The organism is Mucilaginibacter sp. dw_454 (genome assembly GCF_018449775.1).
GTDB lineage: Bacteria > Bacteroidota > Bacteroidia > Sphingobacteriales > Sphingobacteriaceae > Mucilaginibacter.
This window is the reverse complement of sequence record NZ_JAAVVB010000003.1, coordinates 62,662-88,946: the sequence shown is the minus strand read 5'-3', so window position 1 is coordinate 88,946 and position 26,285 is coordinate 62,662. Positions and strand designations below refer to the sequence as shown.

22 protein-coding genes are annotated in these 26,285 nt (G+C 43.1%); 10 read left to right on the top strand and 12 right to left on the bottom strand.

The window, feature by feature from the left end:
- Positions 1–75 precede the first annotated feature (75 nt).
- Together HB679_RS10825 and HB679_RS10820 are read right to left on the bottom strand one after the other, a co-directional pair.
- Complete coding sequence (locus HB679_RS10825) at positions 76–810, bottom strand: LytTR family DNA-binding domain-containing protein (RefSeq protein ID WP_214071997.1); 735 nt, start codon at positions 808–810, stop codon at positions 76–78.
- A 2-nt stretch (positions 811–812) separates the two neighbouring features.
- Positions 813–1,844 (bottom strand): sensor histidine kinase, encoded by a 1,032-nt coding sequence (locus tag HB679_RS10820; RefSeq protein ID WP_214071996.1) that lies wholly within the window; start codon positions 1,842–1,844, stop codon positions 813–815.
- Between the two features lie 204 nt (positions 1,845–2,048).
- Here HB679_RS10820 and HB679_RS10815 point away from each other — a divergent pair, with 204 nt between their 5' ends.
- The 3 genes from HB679_RS10815 to HB679_RS10805 are packed head-to-tail and all read left to right on the top strand — an operon-like array spanning position 2,049 to position 3,957.
- On the top strand, positions 2,049–2,261 hold the full coding sequence (locus HB679_RS10815; RefSeq protein ID WP_214071995.1) for a hypothetical protein: 213 nt from the start codon (positions 2,049–2,051) through the stop codon (positions 2,259–2,261).
- Positions 2,255–3,157 (top strand): ATP-binding cassette domain-containing protein, encoded by a 903-nt coding sequence (locus HB679_RS10810; RefSeq protein WP_214071994.1) that lies wholly within the window; start codon positions 2,255–2,257, stop codon positions 3,155–3,157. Before HB679_RS10815 ends, HB679_RS10810 begins: the two co-directional genes overlap by 7 nt.
- Positions 3,157–3,957: an ABC transporter permease gene (locus HB679_RS10805; RefSeq protein WP_218625310.1), complete on the top strand. Its 801-nt coding sequence runs from the start codon at positions 3,157–3,159 to the stop codon at positions 3,955–3,957. Before HB679_RS10810 ends, HB679_RS10805 begins: the two co-directional genes overlap by 1 nt.
- Before the next feature lie 308 nt (positions 3,958–4,265).
- On the opposite strand, the gene HB679_RS10800 is transcribed toward HB679_RS10805, so the two are convergent.
- The 3 genes from HB679_RS10800 to HB679_RS10790 form a co-directional block, all read right to left on the bottom strand.
- Complete coding sequence (locus HB679_RS10800) at positions 4,266–5,642, bottom strand: M20/M25/M40 family metallo-hydrolase (RefSeq protein WP_214071993.1); 1,377 nt, start codon at positions 5,640–5,642, stop codon at positions 4,266–4,268.
- A gap of 123 nt (positions 5,643–5,765) precedes the next feature.
- Entirely contained in the window at positions 5,766–8,939 is a 3,174-nt protein-coding gene (locus HB679_RS10795; protein ID WP_214071992.1) for an ATP-dependent DNA helicase, read from the bottom strand.
- Positions 8,940–9,048: 109 nt separating this feature from the next.
- Complete coding sequence (locus tag HB679_RS10790) at positions 9,049–10,770, bottom strand: glycoside hydrolase family 3 N-terminal domain-containing protein (RefSeq protein ID WP_255547584.1); 1,722 nt, start codon at positions 10,768–10,770, stop codon at positions 9,049–9,051.
- A 154-nt stretch (positions 10,771–10,924) separates the two neighbouring features.
- On the opposite strand from HB679_RS10790, the gene HB679_RS10785 reads away from it, so the two are divergent.
- Positions 10,925–11,560 (top strand): porin family protein, encoded by a 636-nt coding sequence (locus HB679_RS10785; RefSeq protein ID WP_214071991.1) that lies wholly within the window; start codon positions 10,925–10,927, stop codon positions 11,558–11,560.
- A gap of 74 nt (positions 11,561–11,634) precedes the next feature.
- Here HB679_RS10785 and HB679_RS10780 read toward each other — a convergent pair whose 3' ends face one another.
- From HB679_RS10780 to HB679_RS10760, 5 genes are read right to left on the bottom strand one after another with little or no spacing between them, the layout of a single operon-like run.
- The gene (locus tag HB679_RS10780; RefSeq protein ID WP_214071990.1) at positions 11,635–12,609 is read right to left on the bottom strand and encodes a nucleotide-diphospho-sugar transferase; all 975 of its coding nucleotides are present in this window, start codon (positions 12,607–12,609) and stop codon (positions 11,635–11,637) included.
- A gap of 4 nt (positions 12,610–12,613) precedes the next feature.
- Positions 12,614–14,458, bottom strand: coding sequence for an ABC transporter ATP-binding protein (locus tag HB679_RS10775; RefSeq protein ID WP_214071989.1), 1,845 nt, complete (start codon positions 14,456–14,458; stop codon positions 12,614–12,616).
- A 37-nt stretch (positions 14,459–14,495) separates the two neighbouring features.
- Positions 14,496–15,644: a glycosyltransferase family 9 protein gene (locus HB679_RS10770; RefSeq protein ID WP_214071988.1), complete on the bottom strand. Its 1,149-nt coding sequence runs from the start codon at positions 15,642–15,644 to the stop codon at positions 14,496–14,498.
- Positions 15,644–16,819: a glycosyltransferase gene (locus HB679_RS10765; RefSeq protein ID WP_214071987.1), complete on the bottom strand. Its 1,176-nt coding sequence runs from the start codon at positions 16,817–16,819 to the stop codon at positions 15,644–15,646. The genes HB679_RS10770 and HB679_RS10765 overlap by 1 nt, the downstream gene beginning before the upstream one ends.
- Positions 16,816–17,694, bottom strand: a complete 879-nt coding sequence (locus HB679_RS10760; RefSeq protein ID WP_214071986.1) for a glycosyltransferase family 2 protein — start codon at positions 17,692–17,694, stop codon at positions 16,816–16,818. Before HB679_RS10760 ends, HB679_RS10765 begins: the two co-directional genes overlap by 4 nt.
- 97 nt (positions 17,695–17,791) lie before the next feature.
- Here HB679_RS10760 and HB679_RS10755 point away from each other — a divergent pair, with 97 nt between their 5' ends.
- A complete protein-coding gene (locus tag HB679_RS10755) occupies positions 17,792–18,502 on the top strand; it encodes a glycosyltransferase (RefSeq protein WP_214071985.1) in 711 nt (236 codons plus the stop codon).
- 1 nt (position 18,503) lies between these two features.
- Here the strand turns inward: HB679_RS10755 and HB679_RS10750 are convergent, their stop codons facing one another.
- Complete coding sequence (locus tag HB679_RS10750; RefSeq protein ID WP_214071984.1) at positions 18,504–19,559, bottom strand: glycosyltransferase family 1 protein; 1,056 nt, start codon at positions 19,557–19,559, stop codon at positions 18,504–18,506.
- Positions 19,560–19,641: 82 nt separating this feature from the next.
- On the opposite strand from HB679_RS10750, the gene meaB reads away from it, so the two are divergent.
- A complete protein-coding gene (gene meaB / locus HB679_RS10745) occupies positions 19,642–20,529 on the top strand; it encodes a methylmalonyl Co-A mutase-associated GTPase MeaB (protein ID WP_214071983.1) in 888 nt (295 codons plus the stop codon).
- A gap of 77 nt (positions 20,530–20,606) precedes the next feature.
- Here meaB and HB679_RS10740 read toward each other — a convergent pair whose 3' ends face one another.
- Complete coding sequence (locus HB679_RS10740) at positions 20,607–21,896, bottom strand: aminopeptidase P N-terminal domain-containing protein (protein ID WP_214071982.1); 1,290 nt, start codon at positions 21,894–21,896, stop codon at positions 20,607–20,609.
- Between HB679_RS10740 and HB679_RS10735 the strand changes: the two genes are divergently transcribed.
- The 4 genes from HB679_RS10735 (at position 21,874) to recG (ending at position 26,219) form a co-directional block, all read left to right on the top strand.
- Positions 21,874–23,427, top strand: coding sequence for an OmpA family protein (locus HB679_RS10735; RefSeq protein WP_346345152.1), 1,554 nt, complete (start codon positions 21,874–21,876; stop codon positions 23,425–23,427). The two genes, HB679_RS10740 and HB679_RS10735, sit on opposite strands and share 23 nt — an antisense overlap.
- Positions 23,428–23,543: 116 nt before the next feature.
- The gene (locus HB679_RS10730) at positions 23,544–23,690 is read left to right on the top strand and encodes a DUF6728 family protein (RefSeq protein ID WP_214071981.1); all 147 of its coding nucleotides are present in this window, start codon (positions 23,544–23,546) and stop codon (positions 23,688–23,690) included.
- A 30-nt stretch (positions 23,691–23,720) separates the two neighbouring features.
- Positions 23,721–24,101 (top strand): RidA family protein, encoded by a 381-nt coding sequence (locus HB679_RS10725; RefSeq protein ID WP_214071980.1) that lies wholly within the window; start codon positions 23,721–23,723, stop codon positions 24,099–24,101.
- Positions 24,102–24,110: 9 nt separating this feature from the next.
- Positions 24,111–26,219, top strand: coding sequence for an ATP-dependent DNA helicase RecG (recG, locus tag HB679_RS10720; protein WP_214071979.1), 2,109 nt, complete (start codon positions 24,111–24,113; stop codon positions 26,217–26,219).
- The last annotated feature ends 66 nt before the right edge of the window (positions 26,220–26,285 follow it).

The window sequence follows — 26,285 nt, the reverse complement described above, 5'->3', positions numbered from 1 at the left end:
GCGAATGTTGCATCCTTGCGATTGCTTTGTCGTTCCGGCCGCGCAATGACAAATTGATAATTGGAGCCGAGGGACCTAAACATTCTTCCCATCAATAATTTTAAAGAAATCGTCTCGATAGGTGTCTCCTACCGGGATGATCTTATCGCCAATGCGAATGCGGCTGCGTTCAATACTGTCGATCTTATTAAGCGCCACGATGTATGATTTATGCACCCGCACAAAATGCTGCGATGGCAGGGTATCCTCCATCTTTTTCATGTTTTGCAGAGTGATAATGCGCTCGGTAGTAGTAAAGATGGAGATATAGTCTTTCAGTCCCTCAATAAACAGGATCTGGTGCAGGTATACCTTTTGTATTTTATGCTCGCTTTTTACAAAAATAAAATCGCTGGCGAAGTCGTTTTGCGGCTGTTGTGCTGGTGCGGGTTGCTCTGTAGCGGTAGCCTTTGATGGGTGAATGATGCCCTGCGCTTTTTGTGCCGCTTTAAAAAAACGATCAAAAGCTATGGGTTTTAACAGGTAATCAACCACGTCCAGCTCATATCCCTCTAAAGCATATTGCGGATAGGCGGTAGTCAGTATCACTTTAGTTTTACCGTTGGCTATACGCAGAAACTGAATGCCGGTTAATTCGGGCATCTGTACATCCAAAAATACCAGGTCTATGTTGCCATCCTGTACCATGGTCAAGGCTTCGATAGGGTTGGTGGTTGATTTTACCAGCTCCATAAAAGGTATTTTGGAGATATAATCCTCCAGTATGTGCAGGGCCAATGGCTCGTCGTCAACTATCAGGCATCGTATCATGGCTATAAAACTAAGGATAATTCGCAAGTGTAGGTATCAATTTCGTCGCGGATATCTAAATTATACTTTCCGGGATATAGCAGATCCAGCCTGCGTTTAACATTACTCAAACCTATACCACCTATGGCGTCGCGGTTATTGGTGTGCTTTTTATTCTGGATATAAAACTGCAGATGCTGCTGATTTACGTTTATAAACAACGTAATAGGTACTGTTGCATCATTGGCAATGCCATGTTTGAAGGCGTTTTCAATAAAAGCGATGAGCAGCAGTGGCACTATCTTCTGATCGGCAACCTGCCCGTCTACCTTAAAATCTATATAAGCTTTATTGCCAAAGCGGATTTTTTGCAGGTCGATATAATTTTGCAGGTATTGCAGCTCTTTGGATAGGTCGACTTTGTTATCATTACACTCATACAGCATATACCGCATAATTTCTGACAGCTTGAGGATGGCCCCCGGCGTATTCTCTGACTGCTGATAGGCCAACGAATAAATGCTGTTTAGCGAGTTAAACAAAAAGTGCGGATTGATCTGCGATTTCAGGAAGGCCAGTTCGGCTGTCAGGCGTTGGTTTTCCAGGTCGCGCTGTATTCGCTCATTCAGAAACCAATCGACACTAAATTTTAATAAAATACTCAGCAGTACAAATATGGTACTGGTAAACAGCGTACTCAAAAAAAACGGCCAAAAACCCAATGGCGCGGTTTTGATGCTGTTGGGCCCTTTAGTATGCATCAGCACTTCTTCTTTAAAAACCGAACCTACGCCATACTTAGCCAAGCCATACACAACAATGGTAATTACAACGGCCGCTATGTAAACGCTGAAACGTTTCTTATTTAAAAACTGCGGAATGAAAATCAGGTAGTTGAGGTAAAAAATACTGATGTTAATAGCACCAAACAGTACAATGTTTACCACCATACTCTTCACCGGCATTACATGGCTGCTTTGTATGATAACCAGGAAAAAGGTTATAATACATACCCATACAAATACATGCCAGAAAATTTGCCAACTTTTTTTCATTGCATCAAATTTAATATTTTGAATTACTGCACTATATTATTTAGATAGAGGTACACCTTTCATCGATGAACTGGCGATAAACTTCGACGAACGGGTAATCTCGATAAATGGGCGTTCATCTATAATTTGAGGGGGTTGGTATAAATGTTTTTAGTGAGCGATAAAAAAGATATTTCTTTGTTTCATCAAAAAAAATCACTCACAATGAAAAAGCTGTTTACAAATACCAATCCATTTATTCTGTTACTTGCTCCGGTAATGTTTGCATTAATTATGGGCGTTAGCTACCAGTTTGAACAAAAAAAGCATGAAGCCGAAAACATGACTGCATCTGCGGTTCATGCAACTTCATTGTTTGTAAAAGGAGTTAAGCTGGTAAAAACAGTTTGCTCTGTCGGTAAGATTAACGTATGGTAATCCAAACCGAAGGGCTAAGCTTTAACTTTGGCAGCCAAACGGTTGTCAACTCACTCTCACTACAAGTTCCGCAAGGAAGTATATATGGTTTTCTTGGCCCTAACGGCGCCGGGAAAACCACTACCATTAAGCTACTGCTTAACCTGCTGCAAACGCAGGAAGGCAGCATCCAACTATTCGGTCTTGATTTTAAGGCCAACCGCAAAGAAATCTTATCGCAGGTAGGTTCTCTGATAGAGCAGCCCGCCATTTACGCCCATCTAACCGGCCGCGAAAACCTGATGAACCGGGCCATTTTGCTGCAGGTAAATGAGAAACGCGTCGACGAAATGCTGACGCTGGTTCGTTTATCCGGCGCAGCCGAAAAAAAAGCCGGCAAATATTCTTTGGGGATGAAGCAACGTTTGGGCATTGCGCTCGCTTTATTGTCTGACCCAAAACTGCTAATCCTGGACGAACCAACCAACGGGCTTGACCCCAATGGCATTATCGAGATTCGCGAGTTATTGAAAAACCTGGTGACCAACCACGGCAAAACCGTTTTTATATCCAGCCATTTATTGGGCGAAATTGAGCGCATGGCTACGCACGTTGGCATTATCCACAATGGTAAACTATTATTTCAGGGCGATATAAAAGACCTGGATTCCATCAGCCAGCCGCAGGTGCTTGTTGAAACCGACAATGCTGTCGATGCTGCTAACCTGCTTACCAAAAATAGCTTTACGGTTGTTGACGTTAAAGACGACAGCCTTTCGGTGATTTACCAGTCCAAAGAAAAAACAGGCCAAATCAACGCCCTGCTTAACCATGCCGGGTATAAAGTTTACAGCATCCATAAGGTGCAAAAAGACCTGGAGAAATTATTTTTAGACATTACCCAAAAATCGGCATAATGAAAGGCTTCTTTTTATCCCTGCAATCAGAGTTTTACAAGAGCCGCAAAACATTGGGTTTTTGGTCGGCCATATTATTGCCGCTTATTCTGATTCTTTTTGTATCGATTGGCTTTTATCTGCACGCAGATAAGTTTGCACATAACCCGCCCATGGTGTTGTGGCTATTTTTTGCCGGTTTGGTGTTAAACATTATGGGTGGTTTATTGCTGCCGATATTTGTGATATTTTTGGCCTACTCAGTAAATAGCATTGAGCATAAAGCCGATACCTGGAAAACATTGTTCAGTTTGCCCATAGCCAAATGGTCGGTTTACTCGGCTAAGTTTGTTTATGCCTTGTTATTACTGTTTATGACTTTATTGCTGTTTGCCATATTTACGATAGGCTTTGGCGATTTACTGGGGCTGCTGCAACCCAAGCTAAAATTTGGCGACTACCACGCCGAGTGGATGCTATTGCAGATCTATTTTAAACTATTCTTAGCCGCCCTGGGCATACTATCCATACAGTTTTTGCTGAGCCTGCTTTGGTCAGACTTTTTAAAGCCGATGGGTATTGGCTTTGTATTATTTATCATTGGGGTGATATCCGTAGGTTCTGAGTGGACCTACGCCTACCTGATCCCCTATGCGCACCCTATGTTAGCCTTGAAAAGCATGATCCCGCACCGTAAGGGATTACCGCCCGATAGAATTGTGATAGACATTTTTACCCAGGATGTTTTTGTAAGCCTGGCCGTTTTTGCGGTAGTGTTTGTGGCGGGATTCTTTATTGTGCAGAAGAAGAGTGTTAAGTAAATTTAAATGCTTTTTAAGCGGTTTAAATGTTTTTTATCGCTTTTAAAACGTTCGTCATCGTGAGCGAGGAACGAGCGTGACGATCTCCGGATCGCTCGCATAGAGATCGTCACGCTATCGCTCACGATGACGTGGCGGAGAAAAACCAGGTTTGTGGAATGAAACAAAAAAAGACTTAAAAGTCATAAATAGTGTTTCATTTTGTTTCACGCTATTTTTACAATAGATTGATTAACAAATAGTTGATCCAAAATAATGTTTCACTTGTTTCATCTGTTGCATACACACGTGAAACAAAACACACCGCATTATCTCACGGGTTTAGGGTAAATCGGCAAGCTTTCATGCCCTTCTGCATCTACCGATTGCACCGCAAAGAAGTAGTTATCTTTCGAGTAGTCCAGCGTTACCTGGTTACCGGTTACAAAGGTCTTCCGCTCCCATACCGGGCTGGTCGTTTCCCGCATCAATATGTAATAACCCGCAGGCTTCTTGCCTACTTTTGGATCTTCCCATTTCAAAGTAGTGTTGTTGGTCAGCTCGGTCGTAGTCACGCCCACATTAACCGGCGATGCAGGTGCCGAAGCCAGGTTAGCCAGTACTGACAGGTTCATGCGGGCCACCTTCTGGATATAGTTGAAATCTTCAAATTCGGGCAAATCGCCGTATACTACGCCCTTTTCGGTACGCAGGTCCTGGTGCTGATGGGTAAAATCCTCGTTCATCTCGGTAAAGCGCACAGCAGTAAAGCCCTGTAACTGGAACGAGGTTTGGTCGCCACCCCTCAAAAAGCGGTCGCGACGGTAAACCAGCTTCACATCCAGCTGATCAACATAGCGTTCGGCTGTCTCTTTAGTATATCTTGCCAATTGGCGCGATGGGCTGTCGTTCTCGCCACCATTACCAATCAAGGCGCTGATAGCAGCTGCCACCTTACGGGTAGTATCGCCTTTCAAAACCGCATCGATAGATGGGATACCTTCGCTGAATACACGTACGTGGGTGTTATCCTTCAAATCATTGTCCTGACCGTGAGTGTTCCCAACGATGTCGTTGTTGAGCATAGCATCAACGTTCCAGTGTTCATCCTTAGCGCGTTTGGCCACATGCGCGGAGCCATTCAAACCCTGTTCCTCGCCGGGTACCGACATGAAGATGATCGTAGCCGGAAACGCGCGCTGCGCCATCACCCTACATATCTCCATAGACACGGCTGTACCCGAAGCATCATCCACCGCACCGGGTTCAACAGCGTTGGCGTTCATCACATCAGTAACCCTTGAGTCATAATGGCCTGAAACCACATATACCCGGGTGTCGGTAGGGTCGGTGCCTTTCAATATAGCCAGTACGTTCTTCAACACAGTAGGCTTATTATACCGGCCACCGGCAGGCTGGGTAAACGAGTCAAACTCTACCCTCATACGTCCGTTCGAGGCAGCGGCATAACGCTCCATCTCGCTCTTGATCCAGTTGCGAGCCGCACCAATACCATCGGTTTTGCTTGTCGTATCGCTCAGCGTATTACGGCTCTTAAAGCTCACCAGCTTGCGTACAATGGCTTCGATGTTTTTGGAGGATACGTCATCAATCATTTGCTTGATGGCAGGGTCTTGTTTAATGGTGGTTTGCGCCATTGCCGGTGCGGCAATGAGTAATAAGATGAAGAGTTTGATGTGTTTCATATAGCGGTTATCGTAGAGACGCAATATTTTGCGTCTCCGGTATGATCAGTTAGTTATAGCCAAATTACAAGCATGAAGTCAAGAGACACAAAATATTGTGTCTCTACGTCGTAGCCATACGTATTATTCCCCGTCCTCATCACTGGCAATGGCCAGCATATCATCCACCTGCTTAAAGTTACTGCGGACGAAGTGACACCAGTCGCATTCTTTCTTGCCGCAACCTGTGTTAAAGTCGTGCGCCATGATCTTACTGTATACCGTCTCTATCTGTCCGGTCACTATCTCTATATCCTCCGGACTGATAACGATCTTCTCCTTATGATACTCGCCTTCACTTACTGGTTCTACGAAGTCGAATATGGTTGTGGTTGCCTCCCAGTCGTTAGTGCGATCATTATCTATCAAGATCTTATAGAATACCGCCTGGCGCCAGTAGTCGCCGCCGTCTGCATTGCCTTCGCTTGGGCGTTTGAGCTTATCGGTCGCATTCTTGAGCTTACCCGTTTTGTAATCTACAATAGTGGCATGTTTACCTTCAAACTCAATCTTATCCAGGTTACCCTTAATCGGGATACCCTTGATCTCGATGTTCTTGATGCTGCGTTCTGTAACAGCCACTTTGTTCCAAAGACCAACATTTTGCTCGTAGTATGCGGGCAGGATCTTATCGCCGTAATCTACCTTTAGTTTAAAGTCTTCTTTAGTGAACGAGTCGCGGTTGCGGTACATGTACCACTTGAACTCCTTCATAAACTGCTCGGTACCCGGGAAGTTGTCGTCGTCATCCTTCAACCACCTGAAAGCTTTATTAAGTGCCCAGTGCACCGCCTGTCCAAATGTAGCCGACGGACTCTTACCCGATGGCACCCGGATCAAACACTGGAAGTAGAAGCGCAGCGGGCAATCCAGGAAGTTGCTCAAGTGCGTAACTGACAGCGTATAGTTTTGCAGCAGTTGGTTAATGTAATTGGTATCCAGCAGTTCGACCTTCGGTTTATCGTCCTCGCTAAACTGGGTAACGTAAAACTCCATCATGGCTGTCTCGCTTATTTTCGGATGCTCAACTACCATATCGGTCTGGGCCAGGATCTCGCCTATAAATTGCGATGATTCCTGATCTTTACCTTTCTTGTCCTTACCGGCATATGATATGTTCAAACACTGCTTAGCTCGCGTTAGCGCAACATAAAACAACCTGCGCGACTCCTCTTTTTGAGCGATATCGTCATTAGCAGCCTGTGTAAGTGTGTCGGGGTAACTAAAGCCCGTATTCCGGCCCTTGGCATCCCAGGTCTTTTTATCGCAACCGATGAAATATACGTGCTCAAACTCCTGCCCTTTGGAACCATGCGCCGTAAAGAAGTTCACACCATTATCCGAAAAGATCACCTGGTTCAAATCAAGACGGATATTGTGCTCTTTCATGGTGTCGATGATCTGCAGCAAACCGGCGAGTGTAATCTCTGGGTTCTTACGACTCTCGTCCTTCAAAAAGTCGAAGAAATTGGTGAGCATTTGCATAAAAGTGCCTTTATCCGGCTGCTGCATGATGTATCGCAATATGCCCATCTTACTGATAACCTGCTGAAATAGCTGCTGCAAGGTGACGCTCACCGCACTGCTTAAAAGCTCGTCGATGTTATTGAGCAGGTACTTCATTTCGGTATTCGGCGCAGCGTCAAACAAGCCACGTTGAGCCGGTAATCGTATCTCATAGATATACCGGCGCAATGAAGTTTTGGGTGCGTTATTGGCAGCCGTCACAAAGTTTTCTTTGGCTACCGCGATGCTGGCCTTGGCAATCTCTATCGGGGCTATGTTAAAGAAGTCGTAATGCAGGATCTCAAATAGCAACTCGTCGCCGCTATATGGCGAATCCAGCTCCATGGCCAGGTAGCGCAGTATGTTAATGATCTTCTCGCCAAACGGCATCGTCAGTACATCTATCTTACGGCGGGTGTTCACGGCTATCTTTTGTACATTCAGGAAGTGGATCAGATCTTCAACCTGGCTGTGGTTACGGTAAATCACGGCTATCTCGCCGGGTTCAGTACCGCTATCAATTAGGTGCTTAATACCATGGGCAACATCCACCATCTCCTGATCGGGGTTTTCGTATTCGCGGATGACTGGCTGTACCGTCAATTCATCAAATCTTGGATGGGATGACTTTAAGCTTTTGTCGAGTTGCAACTGCTTGGTTAGGCGTTCATTATTATGGTCGATAAGCACTCTCGATATATCCAGAATATGCTGATTTGAGCGATAGTTATGTTTCAAAACCACTGTTGAAAGGGTGCTGACGTAATCGTTGGCAAAGTCCAGGATGTTTTTCATATTGGCACCCTGAAATTTGAAGATCGACTGGTCATCATCGCCCACTACAAACACGTTTGGCGTTTCCCAGTAGTTCAGTAGAAACTTCAACAGCTCATTTTGCGATCCGCTGGTATCCTGAAACTCATCTACCAAAATATAATGATAGCGCTCCTGGTAACGGCGCAATATCTCTTCATTCTCGCGGAAGGCCTTCAGCACCCAAATAATCATGTCGTCATAATCATAGCGGCCGTGGGCCTTCATTTTGGCATCATACCTACTATATTCGGCAACGGCAGCCAACAGCTTTTTCATGACATCATGTTGGGCGTCAATGTCTTTTTGTTTAGGGTCGCCTACGGCGATGCCCTTGACGGCGTTGGCACGTTTATAAATAAACTCTTCGCGATTGGGGATATCTTCTAAATATTCATTAATAGCGTTTTCAATAAACTCCTCGTTCCAGTTCTCACGTTTCATGGTAGAGAACAGGCCTTTCAATCTAGGTACATCGTAATAAATGTCGCCTGTAAAGCGCTTTAGTAAGTGGTCGTTTGGCATGTCGTCCACCAGTTCCCTAAACAGCATAGCCGACTCCAGGTCAGACAATGGTTCTAGATTCAATTTGCCGAAGTACTCCAGGTTTTCCTGTATCACCTCATTACAAAAGGCATGGAAGGTGTAAATATGGATCCGGTAAGCATCCGGACCAATAAATTCAAACAAACGCTTACGCATGGCCACGGCACCTGCATCTGTATAAGTCAAGCAGAGTATCTCGCCAGGCAAAGCATCGGTATCCGTTAATATTTTACCAATACGGGCCGCCAGTATCTGCGTTTTACCCGTGCCCGGCCCCGCAATAACCAGCACCGGGCCATCCATTTTATTGACGGCAGCTAATTGCTCGGGGTTTAGCCCGGCAAGTGCTTCCTGAAATTTTTGATTGTATTTATTTTGATTTAACGATATCATGTTGAGTAAAGATAATAAAGGATCGGGGCATCTGCTAACACCCAACCGTATAAAGATGAATACAAATACACGAGGTGATCATCCATCCGCAGAAAAAGAATGGTGTTGTTTACAGCCCTACACCCGCCCCGTTAGGAAAGAAAACGTTAACGCTAACCGGCAATTTACCGGTAGGTTTCAACTGACCCGTTATAACCTTAACGGCAGAACGCTGCAGTTCATCGCTCATTTGGTAACATACCAACAAGCCCGCACTTTTCTCAATACCCGGCAAGCCGGCCATGGTATAGGCATTAGCAAAAACGCTGGTAACGGTATTGTTTTGGGAGGATACCGCGGCAATAAACTCTTTTACGCCATTGCTGTAATCAAGCTTGCTGGCAGGGCGTGCGCGGGTGTCGTTAATACTTACATATACCTGGTTGTAATCTTTCAGCATTTCCAGTATTTTGTTGAGTGTTGCTACCGGCGTGCTCTTATTTACCATAAACAAATGGCAGTTTGACGACCAGCGCGCAAGCTCCTGCTGAAACAACGTATACTTATCAACCCCAATGCTTATTATGGCTGTTTTTGTCAGTGGATTGATCCTGACCCCTTCAGGCGTACTTTTTACCATAGTTACCGCCGCATCGCTCAAATCTTGTATTAATTGGCGGGCGGGTTCGCGGTTTATATCGGCAAGTACCCCAGTTGCATTTACATCTTTACGGTTGTTAAGGCCAGCCCAATATTTAGCAACCAATACCTTTTTAACCTTAGCCTCAAACTCGGCATCGCTGATCAGGCCTTTGCGTACTGCTCGTTTTATTTTCAGGATGGCTTTATCTAAATTCAAAGAGAGCTCAATAATGTCATTTCCCGCTAAAAATGCCTGTAGCTCAGCTTCACCATCAGGATAATATTTGGTAACCGCTTTCATTTCCATCGCATCAGAAACCACCAGGCCTTTAAAACGGAGCGAGTCTTTCAATATACCTGTCACAATTTTGCGCGACAAGGTTGAGGGGCGATTTTTAACACTATCTAAAGCAGGGATACTCATGTGCGCAATCATAATTCCGCCTATGCCTGCGGCAATAGCTTCGCGGAACGGATATTCTTCTAATGAATCTAACCGCTGGCGGGTAAAGGGCAGCAAAGGTAAGTCCAGGTGCGAGTCGACATTAGTATCGCCGTGCCCCGGAAAGTGCTTGGCTGTGGTTAACAAACCGGCATCCTGCATACCTTTAAAATAGGCGATGCCTTTTTTGGCTACGTTGTATTTGTTGTCGCCAAAGCTGCGGTAATTAATCACCGGGTTATCAGGGTTGTTGTTGACATCCATATCCGGGGCAAAATTCATTTGCATACCCAGGCGCTTAAAATCATACGCTACCTGCTGGCCCATTTTATAGATCAGGTTGTTATCCTGTATAGCGCCTAAAGTCATCTGATAGGGGTATGAAAGTGTCGAATCCAGACGCATTCCCAATCCCCACTCTCCATCCTGGGCTATCAGTAACGGCACCTTCGCCAAACGCTGGTAACGATTGATGAGATTAGCTTGCCTGCCGGGTCCTCCCTGAAAGAAGACTACACCACCAATTTGTTCTGTTTCAATAACGTTAGCTACCGAGTCTTCATAAGCCTTGCTAAGGTTAGTATGGGCACGCACAAAGAATAATTGGGCAATTTTTTGCCTGCGACTCAGCTTGTTATACACCGAATCAACCCACTTATTTTGTTGGCCTAGTATTTGAATATAATTACTTTGTTGTGCAATGGTTTTGTTGCACAATAAAGCTAAAATGATGGTACAATAACAAAAGCGGGCTTTCATAGAGGTCATACCATCAAAAGTAAATTAAAATGGTAGAAAATGAAACCCAACTCAGCCAAACTTCGTATACTGAGGCATACAACAAACTCAAAAAAACTAATTTACAACTTATCGAACCTTTGCAGTTTTGCAACGTAAGAGTAACAATAAGATGTACAGCACAATGAAGAAGATTATACTGTTAGCAACAATGATTTTGGTTGCCGGGACTGTAAGTGCTCAAACTTATTTTAATGGCGATCGTGCTGATTATGATTTCTATTATCAAACCAGATGGTCGTTTGAAGTCAATGCCAATCTTTCTAATGCTACAACCGGTACTAATTTTAATACCGGTAACCTGCCGGGGTTTAGTTTAGGTTTTGACGCAGATATACCTGCATCGCATTCATTATCTATCGTGCCTGGTTTGTTATTTTCACAAAAAGGATTTACGGCAAGCACACCCTCCGGCGACTTAACGCAACGCGTTGAGGCTATGGAGTTTCCTGTTTTAGCAAAATTTCGTTCAGGTAAGTTTGTGAATTTTTCTCTGGGTCCTCAGGTTTCTTATATCGTATCCACCAATAATACATACGGCAAAGGCTTCCCTATAGAGATGCGCGATAAATATGTTTATAGTGGCTCTAATCTGCGTTATCAGGGTGTGCTGGGAGTTGGCATTGATGTTAACAAATCACTGAGCATACACGCCCGCTATTCGTTCGATTTAACTAATACATACTCAAATGGCAATGTGGCTTATGTTCCTAACCACCGCAACAAAGCATTCCAATTGGGCTTTGGCATTAATATATAACTGATCTCATAAATTATATTTAACAGAAAGCCGCCTAACGGGCGGCTTTTTTAGTTATAAAGCAGCCCCTAAATTTAATTTGATTTTTTAAACAGCGACTTTGCCCAACGCTTAAACCGTCGGCGTGCAGAATTATGTTTTTGCAGGCTTTTTTGATGCTCGAAAGCGGGCATAAACTCAATCATTAAAACTTCGTGATCGGCCTCTTTTTCGGGGAGCATTACTTTTGGATGAATAATCTCATTAAGTTCCTCCAGCGGGATGCCGGCATAGGCGTGATCTGCGTTATGGGTATTCTCGGCCAATTCGCCATAACCAATATTGCTTACCAGGTTTTTATTGGGGATGATGTTTAAACAATTATTAAAAAAATGAGCGAAACCCGCCTGGTAGTCCCACGTATTTATTTTGCCCGATTTGGTTTCTTTGAAAAGCTTCTCCCATTGATCAATGACCCTGATATCGGTAAAGATCTTTTCGAGATATCCTTTCACCTCACTTTCTTCAAATTGAGAAAGGTTTACATCGTACATATCCCATGAGCGTTTCCAGGTAGCAAAACCCCAGCCGTTAGTCAATTGCGAATAATAGTATGATGCGCCGCCCCACGTCTTGCCTTTTAACAAATTGCTTCCTGAAATTAACCAGATGCGGGTATCGTTGCGATATTTTTCAAGCAGTGTATCGCAATACCAGAAAAAGCTATCTGCCGGCAGGCAATCGTGTTCTAAAATGATGCCTTCTTCCTCATTTTCAAAAAACCAGTCGATGGCTGACGATATAGCAATTTTTGGACCGACATTTTCCTCTCTGAAAAGTGTTTTTACTTCGCAGTCCCAGTCAATACCACCCATTATCGCAGCCTTGGTTTCGGCGCATTTTACATCCTCACCGGACACAGTTGGTCTTGGGCCATCGGCAGTAATATAAATGCGTGGTGGTTTGGCCAGTTTGATTCTTTCCAATACTTGTAAAGAGGTATCGGTACGGCTAAAAATGATAAATAATACCGGCGATTGGGTTTGATAGTTAGGATCGCGCTTTTCCATGTATTTAGTCGGCGCTAAAGGTTTGCATGTCTATCAGCTTACGGTATAAGCCATTTTTGTTGATCAACTCCTGGTGGCCGCCCTGCTCAACAATTTTGCCACCCTCTAACACCACAATAATATCCGCATTTTGGATAGTACTTAAACGATGAGCAATAATAAGCGAGGTACGATTCTTCATCAAATTATTCAAAGCATCCTGCACCAGTTTTTCTGATTCGGTATCCAGGGCAGAAGTAGCTTCATCCAGCAACATGATTGGCGGATTAGTTAATACCGCACGGGCAATACAAATGCGCTGACGCTGGCCGCCTGATAGCTTGGTACCACGGTCGCCGATGTTGGTATTATAACCATCATCGGTTTCGAGGATAAAATTGTGGGCATTGGCAATACGAGCCGCTGCTTCAACTTGTTCGCGGGTAGCCTCGGGTTTACCAAAGGCTATATTATTAAATATAGAGTCGTTAAAAAGGATAGACTCCTGGTTAACAGTGCCCATTAAGGCGCGCAGAGAATGCGCGGTGACATGTTTAATATCTTTATCATCCACATAAATAGCACCCGATTTGGGATCCATAAAACGCGGGATCAGATCCATCATGGTAGATTTACCGCCACCCGACGGACCAACTAAAGCCACTGTTTTGCCGCGCGGCACAGTTAGGTTTACATGCGATAATACTTCGCGCTCGCCATAGGCAAAGCTTACATCTTTAAAATAGATACCGTCGTTGAAACCGTCGATAGTTACTGCATCTGGCAGGTCGTTGATCTGTGGTTTTTCGTCGATCAATGCTAAAACACGTTCACCGGCCGCAATACCAGAGTGGATATTGCTGAACGAATCTGAAATAGCTTTTGCCGGGCGGGTAACCTGCGAGAACATAGCGATATAGGTAATGAATGCCGCAGCGGTTAAACCACCGGCTTGCCTGTTCAATATCAGGTAGCCGCCATATAACACAATACAGGCTATCATGACAACCCCCAAAGTTTCTGAAACCGGCGATGCCATTTGCTGCCTGCGGGCCATAGAGCGTGATATTTTGGAATATTGCTCGTTCTCCTGGTTAAAACGCCCCTTAATAAAGGGTGCGGCGTTAAATGCTTTAATGATTTTAATACCGCTCAGCGCCTCATCCAGGTAACTAATCATATTGCCATAACTTTGTTGGGCTGCTATAGCCTGCGCTTTAAGGCGTTTTACAATACGCGAAATGATAAAAGCCGATACCGGTATTACCAGTAACGAGTAAAAAGTAAGTTTGGCGCTAATGGCAAATAAAGTGACGATGAAAAATATTAATTGCGCCGGCTCTTTAAATATAACCTGTAAGGTAGCAGTAACTGAATATTGAACCACCTGTACATCAGAAGCTACTTTTGATATAATATCACCTTTACGCTCGTTATTGAAATAGCCCAGGTGTAGATCCATTACGTTATCAAAAACCGATTTACGCAAGTTCAATAAGGTATGTACACGCAGGTTCTCCATAATACGCTGTGACAGATACCTGAAAAGATTACCTAAAACCACCGAAACTACAATAATACCGCAAACATATTCAAGCGTTGTCCAGGCAGAATAATGCTGAATAAAATAGTTTACATAATAATTGAAGGTAGCGCTAAGGTTAGTCCATGACGGTTTTGGGCCAAGCGGTTGGGCGGCTGCGGCTGCACCACTGGTGCCGGGTGTTGAGAATAATGTCTGTAGTAAAGGTATCAGTAATGCCAGGTTAAGCGTGCTGAAAAACACATACAATAACGTGGTAATGATATAGGGGATGGCGAATTTATTAATTGGCCGGGCAAAAGAGAGAAGCCTAAAATATGTCTTCATTAAATATTATAAAAGTCTGCAAAGTTAACGTTATTATTTAATTAGTGTTGTCTGGCAATAGCGGCAGAATAGCCTGCCAAACATTTTCCAAACTAACCGCCGAGATACAAGGAAAAGGTTCATGACTCTCTGTTTTATAGATACAAAGCCAGTTGCAATAATAGCAAGGCAGTTTCTCATAAACACAAACCGGCGCGTTTGGCGTCCCTGTCGGATAAGGGGCAAAACGCTCAAAATGCCCCCCGCCCAAAATACAAACCGATGGAGTTTGCGTAGCTACCGCCATATGGATAACGCTGGTTTCGTTAGCAATCAACAAAGCAGAATTGGCTATCGTGTTAATCAGCTCAGGCAGGGTGGTTTTGTTGATGCGATTTTCAACGCTTCCTGTCGGCAAATTCTGCATCAAAAAGTCGCCATGCTTTACTTCGCCAGGGCCGCCGATTAAATAAATCTGTTCATTCGTTTCTTTGCGCAAACGATTAATCAGTTCCAGGAACTTCTCGCCCTCCCATCCGCGTTTAAAAGCACCCGCACCCGGCAATATGGCTATACCGTTTTTGATGCCTGCATTTGTCTGGATATTTGGCGCTTTGAGGTAGATCTTAGTGCATAAAACAGCTTCAAAAAAACACACGTTGCGATTGAACTCGAAATAACTCTCGGCAGGTAATTGTAAAAGCTGGGTATAGAATTTATCTGTCTTATTTTTATAGCGTGGGACGATACCCTCATTATTGCTTTGATACCCAACAATTTGTTTGGCTGCGGTTAAACCCGCAAAACCATCTGTAATAAAAACACGGGTGTAGGTTGGCTGTAATACCACCTCGTACCTATTCCTGAATAAAGTCCAGCCTTGTTTAAACGTTTTTAACGGCGCTTCGTAATAGCTGTTTGGGGTGATAAAATAAGTTTCGTTAAGGTATTGTTTGTCGTAGGTTTCTGTTAGCTCAGACCAAAGTTTATTACCTAACAGGTCGATCTGGTAATCGCGATATTTCTCTGATTGCTTTAATACTTGAATAAAGTTTCTGAAGATGATATAATCGCCAATAGCGTCGGTTTTAATGAGCAACAGTCGTTTAGCTGGTTTACGAAACAGTGCCAGGAACCTGAAAACCGCCGGCAGCCTGAGCAGCACAAAGCGCGTCAGCCTGAATAATTTGCGGTTCTTAATCTCCATCAGTTAAAGGCTGCGTCCAGTTCTCTATATAGTACCGCTTTGCTGAAGCTGTTGTTAAACAATTCTTTAGCAAACACGCTTTGCAAGTTGTATGCTTCTTTATCGTTAAGCAGATCAATAATGTTCTGAGCAAACACAGCAGGATCATCGCTCACCAAACAACCGTTTAATCGCTTATTAGGTAGGCCATCAATACCACGCAGATTACAAACCACCGGCAGGCCATGCGCCAAAGCCTCAACTACTTTCACTTTTACCCCTGTTCCTGTAAGCATAGGGCAAAGCGCAATTTTTGAAGCTGCGTAGTAATCATCCAGCCTTTCGGCATAAGCTACACGTTCAATTTTATATTTTTCGGGGATAGATTTATTGATCAATCCTATCACACATATTTTTATATCGGCGGGCAATAACGGGTGAACATGTTCAAAAAACCACTCGGCCGAGCGTTTATTGTGCACATTATCGCTGGCTACATAAATCAGATCATATTTGGGGGCAACAGCAGTTTTTTCCGCTAAGTCATCCGTATCAACCATCAACGTCACCAATCTTACATTTGATTTACTGAACTGCCCAAACACATATTGCTCTTCGTGCGATATCGCCCAAACCTCATCAAACTTATTTAACCGGCTAATTTCATCCTGAAAAGTAACCCCTAAATGAAAGTGCTTTTTGTATTTGAATTGAGCCGTGATCAAATCGTGTGTATCTATGATGGTTTTAGCACCCTTTAATAATGATTTATTTGAAATCAAACCACTACAGGTTACATAGCTTATAATAATATCATCATAAGTATTGGCCGCCAAAATCTCCTCAAAAGCATTTTTGAGCGCAATAGTCATAAATGTCGGGATATTTGACCGCAGCGGATAGGCCGTCAAATAATAGATCAAATCCCAAAGCTTGTTTTTAAAAAAGTAGACGACAGGATTTCCCTTGGCAGGTTTGCGCGGCAACAAGTAAACGTTATCGGCCAGGTTATTATTGAGCAGATAATCTATAGTTTCCTGCTCGGTGCCTTTATCAAACTTTTCATGTTTCTGGCTGGCAAAGTCAACGTGATAGCCCCGCCCTTTTAAATACTTAAGTAATTGGATAGCACGGGTTTTATTTCCGGCATTTTGCTTGCCAACATTATCGGGAAAGAAGTACAGTACCTTTTTCATTTAAGCAATTTGTAGTTTCTATACTCGCTTACCCGCCAACCTGTCCAGTCTTCTATTTTTTGCAAAGCCCTGCGCCTAAAGGTCATTTTGTCTTTTAGCTTTTTGAAATCAATATCCAGGTTCCAGTTGGTAGCCGCTATGCGCTTCTTCATTGCTTCGGGGTGCGTGCCTTTAAAAGGTAATAACCTGTCCGCATTTTTATAATCAAACTCAAAAGTTTCGGGTACGTTTTGCTCGATCCAATCGTCGTCATGATAAAACTTGTTAAAGCTGCGCAGCTTATTTTTTAAGCCCGATGGTGGCTTTACCCATCCATAATGATAAATGTAAGCATCAATCAGTTTCACATTGATCTTTCTATCGTCCCATCTGAAACCCTGGGCATCGCGATAGGCATGGATAGCTTTATTATTACGCAACACTCGGATCTCGCGGCGGTACCAGCGGCGCGAATGCCCATAATAATCATACGATCCATAAAAATGCAGGTATTTAAAAAGCAAGCCCTCAACGGTGGTTTTGTCCAGGTTTTGCTCCATCTCTTTTTTTATCCGGGGGAGATATTTTTCATGCACGCACTCATCACCCTGGATATAAAAGCACCAGTCTACATCGGGCGATATGGCTTGATAAGCTTTGTCTGTTTCAACAGCAAACACAGCTCCGCCCTCGCGTAAATCCTCATCCCACACGGTGTGTATTATTTTTATTTTAGGCGAATTAATGCCTAAAATAAGCTGCTCGGTCTCATCTTCGCTGTTACCCAGGGCTACCACAAACTCATCGCAAATGGGTAAAATAGAAGTGATGGCCTCCACCACCGGATAGTCGTTTTTTACTGCATTGCGTATAAATGTAAAGCCTGCAACCTTCATGTGGTAGAATATATATGTATAAACCGTTACTTTGCGGTAGTATAACGGTCGCCCCAAATATACAGTACTCGTTATAAATAATTAACATTTGAGCACCGTGAAAACAAACGCGCCTAAAATTTCTATCGTCATAGTAACCTACAATGTCGCCCACACCTTGCAAGCCTGTCTGGACAGTATTTACCAACAAAAGTATCCCGCACTTGAAATTGTAGTGATAGACGGCGCTAGTACCGACGGCACAACTAAAATATTGGAACAAAATACTGACAGAATAGCTTATTGGAAAAGCGAAAAGGACGCCGGTATTTATGATGCCATGAACAAGGGCACTAAACACGCTACCGGCCAATGGATTTATTTTTTAGGTGCCGATGATGTATTGTTTGATGATTTTACCAAACTGGCTAACGAACTGCAAGACCAACACCTTATATATTATGGTAGAGTAATGACGCTGGGTGGGCCAACCATACCGGTAAATGAATATGGCTTTGCTAAATACGGGCTTTGCCACCAGGCCATGATATACCCTAAAGCAGTTTTTGATAAATATCAATTCAACACCCGCTATAAAATCTCTGCCGATTACGCCCTCAACATGGAGCTATATAATAGCGGCGAGTACCGATTTGAATTTAAAGATCACCTGGTGGCCAATTTTAATCAGACTGGTGTCTCTAGCACATCAATAGATAAAGATTTTGAAAAAGATCGTGGCGCGTTAGTGCGTAAGTACTTTGGCAATAATATATGGCTGCGTTTTTTATTCTGGCGATTTAAAAGGAACTTGAAGAAAAAGAGATAATCTACTTCAACACTTCCTCATACAAAGCTAAATACTTGCCGGCCGAGTTTTCCCACGAAAATTGATTGGCATGTTCAATAATGGCAGCTTCGCGATGGTTGTTTGCATAGTCTTTCATTCCATCATTAAAAACAGCCTGCATATGGGCAGGTTCAAAATTATTGAAGTAATAGGCTACGCTACCACCAACCTCGGGCAGCGACGTTGCTTTAGCTAAAAAAACCGGCTTACCGAAATACTGCGCCTCAATAACCGGCAAACCAAACCCTTCTGCAATAGATGGAAATACAAAGGCACTGCAATTTTTAAAGTACCAGGCTTTGTCTTCGTCTGCAATAGGGCCGGTCAAGGTTAGACGGTCAAGGCAACCGTATTTTTCGGCCTCTTCCAATATCCTTGCTTTGTGCGGTGTTTCAATGCCGGATATCACCAGCTCATAATCATTACCCTGAAGTAAGACCGGGATATAATGAAATCCTTTTTGTGGCGACAATAAGCCGATGGTAAACAGAAAAGCTTTTTTAGGCCGATATGTTGGCTCGTAATTTTCGGTTACATACAGTTTATCGGCTCCGTTATGAATCACACTCAATTTGCCTTTTATTTCGGGGATGAACCGCAGTACATCATCGGCAACAAATTGCGATATGGCAACTATCCTGTCGCAATGCGCCATATAGCTGCGCAGCTTATTGATATGCTTGTCTATTTTATGCTGTTTGCTGCCCGGCAGGTGTACCTTGTTAATGTCATGAATGGTCATGATCTTTTTGCCGTTAACGCGGTACGGCCTTAACCGGCAAGTTTGATCAGTAAAATGCACTACATCAAAGTTGTTATAAAAAGGAAAAAAGAACCGATGCCAGCGGTACAGGTAAATAATCTCTACCAACCTATTAAAAAAGTAGATAGTATTTTTAAACATATAATAGGTTAACTTGAACCTGTTACTGTTTTCTTTGATCAGCGCATCGCCAAGCCCTTTGCCGAAACTGAAATAACCCGAGTTTGGGTTCTTCATCGAATCGAAGGTGACTAATACAGATGGCTTTGACATGGTAATGCGTTGCTGCAATTATAAAGATATATTAATTTATGTTGCGATATTTTTATTCATTTGTAAAATCCAATAACAGAAAGTGGCGCGCTCAAACCAACCATTAACTATTTCTTGTACCGATTTTAAATCGGTTGCCCGCGCGTTGACTGTGGTTGAGAATGAGTTAGCCGCGTCCGATGAGTTGCTTAAAAATCTCCGGTTCACAAAAAGCACACCTATAATAGGTATAACCGGCCCACCGGGGGCAGGCAAAAGTACGCTGGTAAATAGCCTGATAGCACAACTGGTTAATAAAGGCAATAAGGTAGCCGTGCTGGCTATCGACCCTACATCGCCGTTTAACTTTGGCTCTTTATTGGGCGACCGGATACGGATGGCCAATCATTTTAATAGTCCGGATGTTTTCATTCGTTCGCTGGCTACGCGTGGATCGCTAGGCGGACTATCAGCCAAAACCATTGAAATGACTGATGTACTGCGCGCCGCAGGCTTTGATTATGTGCTGATAGAAACTGTAGGTGTTGGCCAGTCGGAGATTGAGATAGCGGGTTTGGCAGATCTGACTTTTGTGGTGCTGGTGCCTGAGTCGGGCGATGAGATCCAGAATATCAAATCTGGCCTCATGGAAATTGCTGATGCCTTTATTATTAATAAAGCCGACAGGGACGATGCCGATCTGTTCGCCAATAACCTCAAAAAGATCATCCATCAAAAAGAAACTACCGAGACACCTGTTTTTAAAACTATAGCGACGACTAACCAGGGTATTGATGAGGTTGTGCAGTTCATTTTATCGGCACAAAATATTAAAAATACACGCAAAGAATATCTGCTTGCTGAAAAAGCATACAAGCTCATCCAGCAAAAACGCATGACCGGTATCGACAAAAAAAAGCTCCGGCAGGATCTTGCCGAAGCGTTGAATGACAAAGGGTTTAACCTTTATAATTTTGTTAACCTTTATTAAGACGCAAAATATTGCGTCTCTACGTTAGGGTGTTTTGTAGAGACGCAATATTTTGCGTCTCCCGCATGCAAATCAAATTACGAATTCATGATTTCCTCGATATGATCCGCCTCAACCGGGATATCAGCCATTAAATCAACATTACCACCTTTGGTTATCAGGATATTATCCTCAATACGGATACCCAAACCTTCTGCAGGAATATAAATACCCGGCTCGCAGGTTAGGATATTGCCTACCTCGAACGGTTTGTAGCGACTGGCATAATCATGCACATCTAAACCCAGGTGATGCGAGGTGCCATGCATAAAGTATTTTTTATAAGCCGGCATTTTAGGGTCCTGCTTTTCAACATCGTGTTTGGTTAACAGGCCAAGACCAATTAACTCACTGCTCATGATCTTGCCTACCTCGTCGTGGTACTCATTCCAGACGGTTCCTTCAACAATCATTTTGGTGGCTTCGCGCATTACCCGCAGTACTGCATCATACACATCGCGCTGGCGTTTAGTAAAACGGCCATTCACGGGTATCGAGCGGCTCATATCGGCATTATAGTTTCCGTACTCTGCGCCAAAATCGAATAATATCACATCGCCATCATTACAAACCTGGTTGTTATCTATATAATGTAGTACAATAGCATTCTTGCCCGATGCAATGATAGGGGTATAAGCGTGGCCGGTAGCACGCTGCCTGATAAACTCATGGATGATCTCGGCCTCGATCTCATACTCGGTCACGCCGGGCTTGGTAAACTTCAATACCCGCTCGAAAGCATCTTTAGTAATAGCGCATGCTTTTTTGGTCAGATCTATTTCTATTTGCGATTTAACCGGGCGCAGGTCGCGCATAATGGGTGCCGAGCGCTCATAATGGTGTAACGGGTATTTGGCACGCAGGCTTTCCAGCATGCGCAAATCGCGATACGGAACAGAAAAGCTAAAGCGGTCATTCTCATTGGTGTTGATGTAGATATTATCGGCATAGTTTATAATACTATGCAGTATATTATCAAATTCGCTTAGCCAATATACAGCTTCAATTCCCGAGGCTTCTCTTGCTTCTTCTTTAGTATACTTGTGTCCTTCCCAAACGGCAATATGTTCATTGGTTTGTCTTAAAAACAGTACTTCTTTGTATAAGGAATTAGGACAGTCAGGAAACAATAGCAGAATACTTTGCTCCTGATCTATGCCTGTTAAATAAAAAAAATCGGCATTTTGCTTAAATACAAAGGTCTGATCACCACTCCTCGGATACTCGTCATTTGCATAAAATATCGCTAAAGATGAGGCTTTTATACTCGAAACGAAATTTTTTCTATTATTTGTAAATAAACTATTGTCGGCAGGTAAATATTTCATAGCATTAATTTTATTTGTACTATTTATAGAACATTTTTTATTTCTTTGTGTTGGTATTATGATTTTTGGAACAGAATTTGGTAACCGTTTCAAACATAATTACTATTTTTGGAAAAAAATCACAATTAAAACATTGTTTAATCTTAAAACTATGAACTATTCTACATTAAAAAAAACAGTCGCTCTCTCTTTTGTTTCTTTGATGGTAGCCGGTGCAGTTAGCGCTCAAACCACAGAAACAACGTCGTCGACTACAACCACTGCCAAGGTATTTGGTGGTGCTGGACAGTACAATACCTGGAGTATTGGCTTAAATGTTGGCGCAACGTCACCATTACTTGGAACCGGTGGTTCAAGTGATTTCACCGGAAACAAAATCAGCCTTGGTTACGGTGTTGACATTAAAAAACAATTAGCACATTCTTTTTCATTACAATTAAACCTTCGTGGTGGTCAAGTACAAGGTAAAGCTACCAGCTCACCAGTTGGCGGCCCTACTCCTTACATCGTTGACGGTGTAACTGGTAATGATTACTCAGCTTTCAAAACTAATTTCTTCCAAGGTGCTATCTCTGGTGAGGTTAACGTAGCTACTATAGATTATCTACGTCGCGAAAATGCTATTAACTTCTTAGTTAATGCTGGTGCTGGTTTGGTAAATTTTAAACCAACTTTAACTGGCGGTCCTAACTCTTTAGGTTTACCTGTTGTACCTACTTCAACTTACCCAAACAGAGTAACAGAACTAGTTATTCCAGTTGGTGTTGGTGTTAAATTCAAATTATCTGACGCTATTGGCTTTAAATTAGGTTACACTGAAAACTTTGTTGATGATGACATATTTGACGGTGTGAAAAAAGGCTATCCTACTAAAGACCGTTACTCTTACGGTTATGCAGGTTTAGACTTCACTTTAGGTTCAAAATCAAAAGCAAACTTAGAGTGGGTTAACCCAGTTGCTATGATGTATGACGAATTATACGACGAGGCATTGCGTAAAGAAGTTGAAGCATTGAAAGGCCGTGTAACTAACGTTGAAAACGCAGTTAACGACTTGAAAAAAGATTCTGACGGTGACGGTGTTGCTGATCAATTTGACAAATGCCCTAACACTGCTGCTGGTACAGTAGTTGACGGTTCAGGTTGCGCTATCGTGTTCCCTAAAATTGATACTTCATTGTTCATGAGAAAACAAGAAGTTGGTGCTGCTGCTTACAGCAACATTCAATTCGAGTTTGATAGCTCAGTATTAAGAACTTCTTCTTACCCGGTTCTTGATGCTACTTCTGCTGACTTACGTGCATCAGGTTCTAAAGTTGAGTTAGATGGTTTCGCTTCATCTGAAGGTACTGCTGCTCACAACTTAGCTTTATCTAAAGACCGTGCTAACTCAGTAAAAACTTACTTAGTTAACTCTGGTGTTGATGCTAAAAAAGTAAAAGTAAAAGCATATGGCGAAACTCGTCCAATTGCTGACAACTCAACTGAAGAAGGACGTGTATTAAACCGTCGTGTTCAATTCAAAAAATAATTTTTGAATAAACAGTTAAGTTAAAATATAAAGGCTCTCCAATTTTGGGGAGCCTTTTTTGTTTAACTATATTTGTGCTATAAAGCCCAGGGGCTAAAATTTATTAAATTTGTACTATGTACTTTTTTCGCAAAAAAGATCCGAACAGACCTACCAGCTTTAATTTAAGAGTAATGCATGCTGTTAATGCCACTGCTATTACGGTGTTTTTATTGGGTATTATCTGGAAACTAATACAATGGTTCATTTTAAAAAAGCACTAAAATCAGCATAAATCACAATTATTACGTACTATGAAAAAAGTAATTAAAACAGCCGACGCTCCAGAGCCTATAGGCCCATATAACCAGGGCATACAAGCCGGCAATACCATATATGTTTCTGGCCAGATACCTTTACACCCGTTTACCGGCGAATTAGTTACCGATAATATTACTGCCGCCACTCACCTGGTAATGGAAAACATTGGAGCTGTGCTATCCCAGGCAAAAGCCGATTTTAGCCACATCGTTAAGAGCACCATCTTTTTGACCAACATGGCTGATTTTGCCGAGGTTAACGAGGTTTACGGGTCTTACTTTGAAGATAATTTCCCGGCGCGCGAAACCGTACAAGTATCTGCCCTGCCTAAAGGCGTTAGTGTCGAAATTTCTGTAATAGCCGTTAAAGCCTGATTATAACCTTTGAACGATCAGCCATTTCAAACTCCTATTGAATATTTAAAAGGCGTTGGCACGGCGCGTGCCGATGTACTTAAAAAAGAACTGGCTATAAAAACTCTGGAGGATTTGCTACAGCATTTTCCTTTCAGACACATTGACCGTACCCGCTATTATAAGATCAAAGAAATACAGCCCGACCTGCCCCTGGTGCAGGTAACTGCCCGTGTTACGCACATAGAATTACTGGGCGAAAAACACACTAAGCGCCTGGTGGCCCAGGTACAGGACGAAACCGGTGTTATGGAGCTGGTATGGTTCCAGGGTATTAAATGGGTTGAGAAAAATCTGGCTGTAGGCAAAGCCTATATTCTTTTCGGTAAACCGGGATCATTTAATGGCAAAGCACAGATGTCGCACCCCGAGTTTGATCTGTACTCGCCCGAAGCTATGCAGCGCAAGGGCAACATCACACTTCAACCGGTATACAGCTCGACAGAAAAGCTGAAGCAGTTTACCCTGGATAGCAAGGGTCTGCAAAAGTTGATAACCACACTACTGGAACAACATGCTCGCGATATCCGCGAAAACCTGCCGTTGTACCTTATCCAAAAATTTAAATTGATGGCACGGGCCGAGGCTTACCGGAATATTCATTTCCCGGAGGATGCCAATAAACTGGCCGAAGCCAGGCATCGCCTTAAATTTGAAGAACTTTTCTTTCTACAATTAAAACTCCTTAAAAATAAACTCCTCCGCATTCAAAAGTTTAAGGGAAATATCTTTGATAAAGTAGGTCCATACTTTAACGAGTTTTACCACAATAAGTTACCTTTTGAGCTTACGACTGCACAAAAGCGGGTTTTGAAAGAGATCCGTCAGGACACACAGCGCGGCGTACAGATGAATCGCCTGTTACAAGGGGATGTGGGAAGCGGCAAAACAGTAGTTGCGCTAATGAGTATGTTGATAGCCATTGATAATGGTTTTCAAACTTGTATCATGGCCCCTACCGAGATTTTGGCTTCGCAGCATTATCAAACCATTAAAGCCCTGGTAGGCGATGACTTTCTTGAAGTAGCGTTATTAACCGGTTCAACCAAACCAAAAGACCGTAAGATCATCCACCAAAAACTGGAGAATGGTGAGCTTAAAATTTTGATAGGTACGCACGCGCTGATTGAAGACAAAGTGCAATATCAAAACCTGGGTATGGTGGTAATTGACGAACAGCACCGCTTTGGCGTTGAGCAGCGCGCCAGGCTTTGGCGTAAAAACGTTGTCCCGCCGCATATACTGGTGATGACGGCTACACCTATCCCGCGCACACTGGCCATGACTTTATATGGCGATCTGGATGTTTCAGTAATTGACGAACTGCCGGCAGGCCGTAAACCTATCAAGACGGTGCATTTTTATGAAAGCAGCAGGCTTCGTGTATTTGGGTTTATGAGGGAAGAGATTGCGAAAGGTCGGCAGGTTTATATTGTATATCCGTTAATAAAGGAAAGCGAGAAGCTGGACCTTAAAAACCTGATGGAAGGCTTCGAAGTGATCTCGCGTGAATTTCCCTTGCCAAAATATCGGTTAAGTGTAGTATATGGTAAGATCAAACCTGCCGAAAAAGAGTTCGAGATGCAACGCTTTGTAAAAGGCGAAACACAGATCATGGTAGCTACCACTGTTATCGAAGTTGGCGTAAATGTACCCAATGCTTCAGTCATGATCATTGAAAATGCAGAACGATTTGGCTTGTCGCAACTGCACCAGCTCAGGGGGCGCGTAGGGCGCGGCGCAGAGCAATCTTTTTGCCTGTTAATGAGTAAGGACAAACTCAGCCCGGATGGCCGCATACGCCTTAATACTATGGTTAAAACCAACAATGGCTTTGAGATAGCTGAGACTGATCTGCAACTGCGTGGTCCGGGCAATATCGAAGGCACACAACAAAGCGGTTTACTTGATCTTAAAGTAGCCGACTTGACTACAGACCAGGAGCTATTAATGTTATGTAGAAAATGCGTTGAAGAGATTTTTGAAGTTGACCCGCAGCTGGCATTGCCCCAAAATCAGATTCTAAATCGAGCATTCATGGCTAAAAATGCAGGTTTAAGCTGGGATAAAATCTCATAGGCCGCTAACTATAATCTTACTGTCTAAAAATCAAATAATCTAAAATCTTAGTTGCCGAATCGTAAA